Genomic DNA, 8,476 nt, shown 5'->3' with positions numbered 1-8,476 from the left:
AGGTGACCTGCGGGGACAAGGTGTTCCTGCTGGGCGAGAACGAATCGACCTACATCCCGCTGGGCCACACGCACCGCTTGGCCAACCCCGGCAAGGTGCCGCTGGAGATCATCGAAGTGCAGTCCGGCTCGTATCTGGGTGAGGACGATATCGTGCGCTTCGAAGATACCTACGGCCGCACGGGCTGACGAAGGAGCGATGTTATGAGCGTGCAGCTCGGGCAGGCCCGCAATGTTCTGGGAGGCGCGTTGATGGCGTGCAGTTATGCGCCATTGACGGGCTTCTTCCGTACCGGATGTTGCGAGACGGACGGCAATGACCTCGGCCAGCACGTGATCTGTGCGCGCATGACGGAAGCTTTTCTGGCGTACAGCCGGGAACAAGGCAACGATCTGAGCACGCCGAGGCCGGAGTTGCGCTTTGCGGGGCTCAGGGCGGGCGATCGCTGGTGCCTGTGTGCGGCGCGCTGGCTGGAGGCCTGGCAGGCGGGCGTGGCGCCGCCAGTCGTGCTGACGGCCACGAACGAGTCGGTGCTGGAGATCGTTCCGCTGGAGTTGCTCGAAGCCCACGCCGCCGCCGGCTCCTGAGAGCCGGACGCGGTCTATGCGTGGAAGACGCTGGGGCCTTGCTGCGTGGCCTGATGCTGTTCGAGCCGCGCCGTGATCGCCGCTGCGGGAAGCGGTTTGCCGAAATAGAAGCCCTGCATTTCGTCGCAACCCATGGCGCGCAGCGCGTACACCTGCTGTTCGGTTTCGACGCCTTCAGCGATCACGTGCAGGCCGAAACCATGCGCCACGCCGGCGATGGCGGAGACGATCGGGTGGCGGTTGTTGCCGCCGTCCAGTTCCCGTACGAAGCTGCGATCGATCTTCAGACTGGTGACGGGCAGCTTCTGGAGATACGCCAGCGACGAGAAACCCGTGCCAAAGTCATCGATCGAGACACCATAGCCCTGCTTTCGCAGCTGGCGCACCTTGCGCGCGACACCCTCCGTGTCGCGCAGCAGTGAGCTTTCGGTGATTTCGATGTCCAGCGAGCTGGGCGGCAGCGAGTGACGCTGCGTGGTGTTGCAGACGTCGTCGACGATGTTGTCGCGATCGAAGTCGCGCGGCGACAGATTCACCGCCAGTTGCAGTTGTTCGTACCCCATGTCCCGCCAGCGCGCCATCTGCGCGCAGGCTTCGTTCAGCACCCATTCGCTGATCGGTCCGATGAGGCCGCTTTCCTCCGCGATGTCGATGAACTCGCTCGGCGGAATCAGGCCGCGTTGCGGGTGACGCCAGCGCACCAGCGCTTCGACGCCCACCATGCGGCGCCGGCTCAGGCTGTACTTGGGCTGGTATTCGAGCTCCAGTTCGCCCTGTTCCACCGCGCGCGCCAGTTCGCGTTCCAGCGTGACGCGTTCCATGTGCTCGACGTTCATTTCCGCCGAGAAGAAGCAGGCGCTGTTGCGACCGCGCGATTTGACTTTGTACATCGCAATGTCGGCGTGTTGCGTCAGCGCCTCCGCGCTGTTGCCATCGCGCGGATAGAGCGCGATGCCGATGCTGACCGTCGCACGGAATTCCGTATGCGCCACAGGGAAGGGCTCGCGTAGTTCCTGCAGGATCTTGCTGGCGATCGTCGCCGCGTCTTCCGGCGAAGACAGATCGGGCAGCAGGGCGGTGAATTCGTCGCCGCCCTGGCGGGCCAGCGTGTCACCGCGCCGCAGGCAGTTTTTCAGGCGTGCCGCGATGGCGCGCAGCAGCTTGTCGCCTTCGGTGTGGCCAAAGCTGTCGTTGACGAGCTTGAAGCGGTCGAGGTCGATGAACATCACCCCCAGCGTGGCGCCGCGTCGCTGCGCCTGCGCCATGGCCAGTTCAAGGCGATCCTGGAACAGCGCGCGGTTGGGCAGTTGCGTGAGCTGGTCGTGATAGGCCTGGTAGGCGACCAGCTCCTCGGCGTGCTTGCGATCCGAGATGTCGCGCGCTACGCCATAGGTGCCCAGAAAACGCGGCTGCAGTACGTTGCCGTCCTTGTTGTGCGAATACATGCCCATGGCATTGAGCATCACGGTGATGTAGGGCGTCCCGTGTTCGTGTCCGCCATCGGTAACCGGGTGGCGGCGCAGCCGGACTTCGACGTTGGCCGCCGCGCGCGCGCCGGTGCGGCGTTCGCGGAAGGCATCGCGGCTCTGGCGATGTTCCTCCGGCCACAACAACTTGTCGTAATGCTGGCCGATCAGATCGTCGCGGCGAAAGCCCAGCAGTGACTCCACACGCAGGTTCACGTAAGCAAAGCGCCCTTCCGGCGTGAGCGTGTAGATCAGATCCGGCGAGTGTTCGATGAGATGACGGTGCAGCCGGCCCGATTCCTCCAACTGGTGGCGCATGCGTTCGTTGGCGCGCTCCAGCTCGGTCTTGCGCATCGCGTTATCCACCGCGCGACGCATCTGGTCGGGGTGATAAGGCTTTTGGAGGTAATCATGCGCACCGCGGCGCAGGCCGCCGATGGCCGCGTCGGGCGAGACTTCGCCGCTGACGATGATGACGGTCTCGCTGCGCTCGGCATCGCACAGCCACTCCATGACGGTCAGCCCCGTGGCGTCCGGCAGGCGGTAATCAAGCAGGATGAGATCGAAGGTCTGCGCTTTGAGCGTGGCGATGGCTTCGCCCACGGTGCGCGCATGCTCGAAGCTGCGGTGGGGATGGGCAAGCAGTTCGATGAGGCTTTGCGCCAGCAGCGGATCGTCCTCCACCACCAGCAGGCGGGCCGTGCCAGTCGATGCGGCCGGAAGCGCCGGCTCCCCGAACAACTGTTCCAGTTCTGGAATGGCCATCACGGCAAACGGGACAGTGTCCGGACGCAATCGATCCATGGGCGAGTCTGAGGCCTCAAGTCGAGCTTCTGCCATGTTCGCCGCATTCCTAGGTTTCTGCAACTTTTTGTCCATTTGGTGTCGGATTTTTCCGAAAATGGCCCTTTGTGCGCCTAAATCGCCAGGGGCAACAGGATCGAAAAGGTCGTTCCAGCGCCCTCGCGCGAGCGGCACAACAAATGGCCGCCTGCCTGTTGGACCAGTTCGCGACTGACCGCCAGGCCAACGCCCGAATGCGGAGCGGTCTTGCTGGTCGCATGGGGCAGTTCCAGGCGATCGTCCTTGGTGCGAGGCAGGCCCGGGCCGTCGTCCTTCACGCGAATTTCCACCCACGGCCGGTCGTCGAAGTTGAGGTCGCAACTGCTCGACACCCGTACCGAGCCGCCATGCTCGCCGATGGCTTCGGCAGCATTCAGGAGCAGGTTGAGGATCACCTGCCGCAGTGCATCGGCTTCCACGCCCACTGCTGGCAAGTCCGGAGCCAGTTGCATCTGCAGGGCGATGTTGCGGCGTGAGAAGAGGCTCTCTTCGTACAGCATGCGCAGGTCTTGCAGGATTTCGTTGACGCGCGTTGCGCCCGGGATCTCGCGCGCGGGCGCCGGTTGGCCGAGCGTCTTGACCAGTCGTTGGGCGCGGCCGATCTCGGCCTGCATCAGGGCCAACTGACGGGCCAGTTCCGGCGCCGCGGAGCCTTGTTCGCGCTGGATGACTGAAAGGTAGTTGCCGAGCACCGACAGCGGATTGCTGACCTCGTGGGCGACCTTCCTCGCGGCTTGTTGCTCCGCGTGGCGAGCGGATTCGCGCGCGGTGCGGATGGCCAGTTTCTGGATGCGTGCGCGTTCGTGCGCCCCTAGCGCATTGCCAACGATGGTGCGCAGCAATTGCAGATCGTTGGCATCTTCGCGGACATCGCCCGCGTGGGCGAATACCGCCACGCCGGCTGCCACGCCGGCATGCCAGGGTATGAACTCCAGTCGTGTCGCGCCAAGCTGGCGTGCCAGCAGCCAATCGGCGCCGGCGCCTGCGAAGTCCGGCGCAACGACGATGCGCTGCCCGCTGTCGGCGGCACGCATGCCGCTGCTGTCATCCGAACGCGGAACGCCATTGACCGGCGACGGCGAAACGGACAGGTCGGACACCAGCATCAGGCTCGAGTCCTCCCCCTGGCGCATGACCCAGGGGGCTCCACGGCCGCACAGCAGTGTGCACGCGATGCCGAGTCGTTCGCGTCGCGTGGTGTCCGTCACCTCGCTGAACGCCGCCCGGATCATCCCCTGGGCGCTGGTCATGGCGAGTTCGAAAGCCACTGCGCCCGGCGCAGGCAGCGTGATGGTGCCGCCATCGTCGAAAGCGCCCAGCGCATCGCGCGCCTGTTCGTGCGTGATCGCCAGCAGGCGTGAGGCGAACTCCACGCCGGCAACATTCCCTGCGGCGGCCTCGACGGCCGCGCGTAGCACGCGGGGCAGTCCGGGCATGCCGCGCATGAAGGCTTCGGGCGCATGGTGGAGTTCGATCGCTTCCGGCAACAGGGGAATGGCCGAAGCCGTTCGGGCCAGCGCTGCACCGACCGCGGCGTGATGCTCGCCGTATTGCCGCTGTTCACCCGCGACCAGCGTCGTTTCGCGCGCGTCGGTCACCGGGCCGGGATAGCCCGCGTGGCGCGCCGCCAGCACGAATTGACCCAGGTTATGCCACAGCCCCGCGAGATAGGCATGGTCCGGATCCGCCAACCCTGATCGCTGGGCCAGCGCGCGCGCGACGCGGGCAACGCCGCGCGTGTGCTGATTGAAGCCCGCGTACTGTGCGAGCCGGGCGGGGCTCAGGTCATCCAGCGTCGCGGTGGACAGCATCGCCCAGGCCGCGAGCAGGTCACGTCCGGCGCGCTGGCACGCGTTGCGCAATGCCGTCAGCGGAGGTTCGTCGCTGGCCCCGCAAGCGGCCAGCAGATGCACCGACAGCCACGGGCTTTCCAGTAGCGTGGTGGCCAGCGCGGATTCGTCCGGCAGCCCGTTCAGGTCACTCAGCAGGCGCAATCCGTCGGCCGCGCAGATGCCTGCCGGCCAAAGGCGCGAATCCAGCGGAGAGGCGAACGGTCGGGCGAGCACGATGAATGGCCTGGGGACGGTAGCGCGTCATTCTAGGAGCGCGGTCAGGAGTCAGCCGTGACACCCGCCACACTCACAATTCTTGTAAAAACACCTTAAGTAATCCCAGTTACGGCGCCGCCCCGGCCAACTTTAACGAAAATGCCAAAAACGACAGATTTCCGATGTGACGGTGTCAACGCAGAATGCGGCTCGGACGAGCCCGCTGGAGGGTGCGGAGGGGGGCCGGCGCTGCCAATCGTCGTGGCGGGGAGGTTCGCGAAGGAAGAAGGGCGCCCTGCGGCGCCCCGTTTGCCCGTTCCGGTTGGCGTCCGGCGATGGAGTGCTCAGCCGAAGTTGAGTCCGTCGGCAAAACCGACCGCCCGTACCAGTGCGGACGCCACATCGGAGGGCGGAATGCCCAGGGTTTCGCATTGATGGCGCAGCGCGTCGGGCAGGAAGGTCTCGGTGGCGCGCGCCAGATTGAGCAGCGGCGCGTAGGAGCCTTCGTTGTGGAGCAGGGCGTCGGTGATCGATGCCGGCAACGCCATGTGTTCGAGGATGGCGTCGAGCGAAGTGTTCAACAGCACGTCCAGCAACGAGAAAGCGCCGGTGATGAACAGATTGTCCAGCTCGCTCTTGTCGAACATCTGCGCCCCGAGCAACTCCATCAGGCGGCCACGCGCAATGGCGGCCTGCATGACCGCAGGCGCGCCGGGGTCGCGGCTGGCCGACACCAGTAACAGCGACAGCCATTTGTTGAGCTTGTCCATGCCGAGGATCGTCACGGCGTGACGGAAGGACTGCACTTCCACCATCAGCCCGAAACCGGCCGAGTTGATGTAGCGGAGCAGCTTGTACGACAGTGTCACGTCCTGCTTGAGGGCGGCCTCGATCTCGGCGATGTCGGCGTTCTGGCGGACCAGATTGAGCAGCCGCACGATCTGTGCGTGCGATGCCTCGAGCTTGGCCGCGGCGTTCGTGCCGCGCAGGAAGAACATCCCGGCGGCTCCGGCATAGCCTGCGGCCACGGCCGGCGCAAACGAAGTCAGATCGCCCAGCCCCCACGCAAGCACCAGCCCCGGCGCGCCTGCGGGCGACGCGACCCGGCGTGCATCGGCCAGGCTGAATCGGCAATCCACGCCCTCTGGCCATTGCACGCCCGGTTGGTACCAGGCCAGCCCCAGCGGTACGCCCGTCGCATTCAACTGCGCGAGGAGTTCCTGGGTGTGCGGGTGCTGCAGGGTCTGCGCAGGGATTTCCACCATGGTGTTGGGCGGAACCTGCCAGCCCAGCAGTTCGGGCGTGGGGACCAGTTTGCCCAGGCTGAGGAACACCATGTGTTCGCTGGGCCAGACTTCTGACAGGGAATTCAGCGCCGCCGTCGCCTCCGCCATGTTGGGGGCATGCACGATCAAGCGGTTGGCGGTAATGGCGCGCTGCTTGTTGACGACGGGTTCGCGGGTGATCAGTACACCTTGCTGCATCGGGGCCTCATTCGCTGCGGTCATGTCGGCCCCGTTGCCGCGCCGGTCACGGTCCGCGGACCGTGGCGCAGCGCACATCAGGGCGCTTCAACTGTTGTTATCGGCAGCAAATGTAAAAGCATCAGCGAAAAATTCGCCGTCCGGCAGGCCGCGCTCGGTCTCGAAATCCCGACGAGCGGCGTCGATCATCGCCGGCGAGCCGCAGGCATACACCTGATAGCCCGTCATATCGGCGATATCGTCCATCGCTGCGCGGTGCGCAAAACCCGTGCGGCCGTCCCAACCGTCCGGGACGTCATCGGAGATCACCGGGATGTAGCGGAAATTCGGCAGCGCCTCCATCCATTGTTCGGCGAGCTCATGCTGATACAGGCCGGCGCGGTCGCGTGACCCCCAGTACAGCACGGCAGGGCGTTTGTTGCCGGCGTGGATCATGTCCTCGACGATGCTCTTGATCGGTGCGAAGCCCGTGCCGCCCGCCAGGAAGATGATCGGTCTGTCCGAATCGCGCAGGTAGAAGCCGCCGAGTGGACCTTCGAAGCGCATGATGTCGCGCTCCTTCATATTGCTGAATACATGCTCGGTGAAGTGTCCGCCGGGAACGCGCCGGATGTGCACTTCCAGCGCTTCGGCCGTGTGCGGCGCATTGGCGATCGAAAAGCTGCGGCGCTTTCCATCCGCCAGCAGGAAGTCGATGTACTGCCCCGCGTAGAAGCGGAAAGTGTCATTGGCCGGCAGCTTGAGGGTGGCGACGATCACATCGTCGGCCGGGCGGGCGATGCTCTGCACGCGGCAGGGCAGCTTGCGCAGCGGGATATCGTGTGCGGAGCGCACGTCGCGGCATTCGACGGTCAGGTCCGAGCGGGCATGCGCGCAGCACAACAGGGCGATGCCGGCTTGGCGCTCGCTCTCCGGCAGCGTGGTCAGCGGCGACTTGCCGTGGTCGATCTGCCCGGACAACACCTTGGCCTTGCACGAGCCGCACGCGCCGTCGCGGCAGCCATAAGGCAGGATCAGTTCGGCATCGAGCGCGGATTGGAGGACGGTGGTGTCGGAGTTGGTCTCGAACTGGCGGTCGCTGGGCTTGAGCGTTACCTGGAAGGACATGAGCGAGAAACCTGGCGTGTGATAATCGTAAGAATGAACACCAAGAGGCGACTGCTGATCATCGGCGCGGGCGATGTAGCGCAGCGCGTGGCCCGACAACTGGGCGGGCGCTATCGCCTGTTCGCGCTGGTGCGGCAGGCCGAGTCCGCGCAAATCTGGCGAGCCTTGGGCGCCAGGCCGATCATCGGCGATCTCGATGCGACAGATTCACTGCGGCGCCTGGCGGGCGTGGCGGACATCGTCCTGCACTGCGCGCCACCCCCGGCAACCGGCAATGCCGACCCGCGCACACGACGGCTGCTGGCGGCTCTTGGCAGGGGGCAAAGTCTACCATGCGGCCTCATATACATCAGTACGACGGGCGTCTACGGCGACTGTCGCGGAGCGTTGATCGACGAGACCCGCCAGCCACACCCGACCACGCCCCGCGCGCGACGCCGCATCGCTGCCGAAAAATCCCTGCGCGCATTCGGCGCTCGCTGTGGCGTGCCGGTTGCCATCCTGCGCGCGCCCGGCATCTACGCTTCCGATCGACTGCCGCTCGATCGGCTGCGTCGCGCCGATCCTGTGCTCCGACAAGGCGAAGATGTCTTCACTAACCACATCCACGCCGAAGACCTGGCCGCCGCCGCCATCCGGGCCATCACACGAGCGGCGCCGGGCCGCGTCTACAACGCTGTCGACCACAGCGACATGCCGATGGGTGACTTCTACGATCTATTGGCGGACAGCTTCGCCCTGCCACGTCCTCCGCGCATGACGCGTCTTGAATGCGCTGCGCGGCTGGGGCCGGCGACACTGTCATTCATGAGCGAATCCCGCCGCATCGCCAATAACCGCCTCGTGCGCGAACTCGGTGTGCGGCTGCGCTATCCAAGCGTCGCCGACGGTATTCGTGCCGCGGTCGATGCACGATCAAAATCAAGATAAAGGAGCACTCA

The 8,476-nt window shown here is 65.4% G+C and carries 6 protein-coding genes and 1 pseudogene; 3 read left to right on the top strand and 4 right to left on the bottom strand.

All coding sequences use genetic code 11. The features are described from left to right. A pseudogene (gene cpsB, locus ACDA63_RS12490) lies at window positions 1–188 on the top strand (mannose-1-phosphate guanylyltransferase/mannose-6-phosphate isomerase); the annotation flags it as partial. A 15-nt stretch (window positions 189–203) separates the two neighbouring features. Beyond that, entirely contained in the window at window positions 204–587 is a 384-nt protein-coding gene (locus ACDA63_RS12485; RefSeq protein WP_373663582.1) for a DUF2237 family protein, read from the top strand. Between the two features lie 14 nt (window positions 588–601). Here ACDA63_RS12485 and ACDA63_RS12480 read toward each other — a convergent pair whose 3' ends face one another. The 4 genes from ACDA63_RS12480 to ACDA63_RS12465 form a co-directional block, all read right to left on the bottom strand. After that, the gene (locus tag ACDA63_RS12480; RefSeq protein ID WP_373663581.1) at window positions 602–2,857 is read right to left on the bottom strand and encodes a putative bifunctional diguanylate cyclase/phosphodiesterase; all 2,256 of its coding nucleotides are present in this window, start codon (window positions 2,855–2,857) and stop codon (window positions 602–604) included. A 113-nt stretch (window positions 2,858–2,970) separates the two neighbouring features. After that, window positions 2,971–4,962: an ATP-binding protein gene (locus ACDA63_RS12475; protein ID WP_373663580.1), complete on the bottom strand. Its 1,992-nt coding sequence runs from the start codon at window positions 4,960–4,962 to the stop codon at window positions 2,971–2,973. Window positions 4,963–5,288: 326 nt separating this feature from the next. Then, the gene (locus ACDA63_RS12470) at window positions 5,289–6,428 is read right to left on the bottom strand and encodes an EAL and HDOD domain-containing protein (protein ID WP_373663579.1); all 1,140 of its coding nucleotides are present in this window, start codon (window positions 6,426–6,428) and stop codon (window positions 5,289–5,291) included. Between the two features lie 87 nt (window positions 6,429–6,515). Further along, entirely contained in the window at window positions 6,516–7,535 is a 1,020-nt protein-coding gene (locus tag ACDA63_RS12465) for a CDP-6-deoxy-delta-3,4-glucoseen reductase (RefSeq protein ID WP_373663578.1), read from the bottom strand. A gap of 33 nt (window positions 7,536–7,568) precedes the next feature. On the opposite strand from ACDA63_RS12465, the gene ACDA63_RS12460 reads away from it, so the two are divergent. Beyond that, the gene (locus ACDA63_RS12460) at window positions 7,569–8,465 is read left to right on the top strand and encodes an SDR family oxidoreductase (protein WP_373663577.1); all 897 of its coding nucleotides are present in this window, start codon (window positions 7,569–7,571) and stop codon (window positions 8,463–8,465) included. The last annotated feature ends 11 nt before the right edge of the window (window positions 8,466–8,476 follow it).

The organism is Uliginosibacterium sp. sgz301328, assembly GCF_041807905.1.
GTDB lineage: Bacteria > Pseudomonadota > Gammaproteobacteria > Burkholderiales > Rhodocyclaceae > JBGVSA01.
The sequence above is the reverse complement of the archived record's forward strand: the minus strand, read 5'-3'. Positions and strand labels throughout refer to the sequence as shown.

Excerpts from the sequence above, each read along its gene's own strand:
- ACDA63_RS12460 (WP_373663577.1), top strand. The coding sequence starts at position 7,569 with ATGAACACCAAGAGGCGACTGCTGATCATCGGCGCGGGCGATGTAGCG.
- ACDA63_RS12485 (WP_373663582.1), top strand. The coding sequence starts at position 204 with ATGAGCGTGCAGCTCGGGCAGGCCCGCAATGTTCTGGGAGGCGCGTTG.
- ACDA63_RS12480 (WP_373663581.1), bottom strand. The coding sequence starts at position 2,857 with ATGGATCGATTGCGTCCGGACACTGTCCCGTTTGCCGTGATGGCCATT.
- ACDA63_RS12470 (WP_373663579.1), bottom strand. The coding sequence starts at position 6,428 with ATGCAGCAAGGTGTACTGATCACCCGCGAACCCGTCGTCAACAAGCAG.
- ACDA63_RS12465 (WP_373663578.1), bottom strand. The coding sequence starts at position 7,535 with ATGTCCTTCCAGGTAACGCTCAAGCCCAGCGACCGCCAGTTCGAGACC.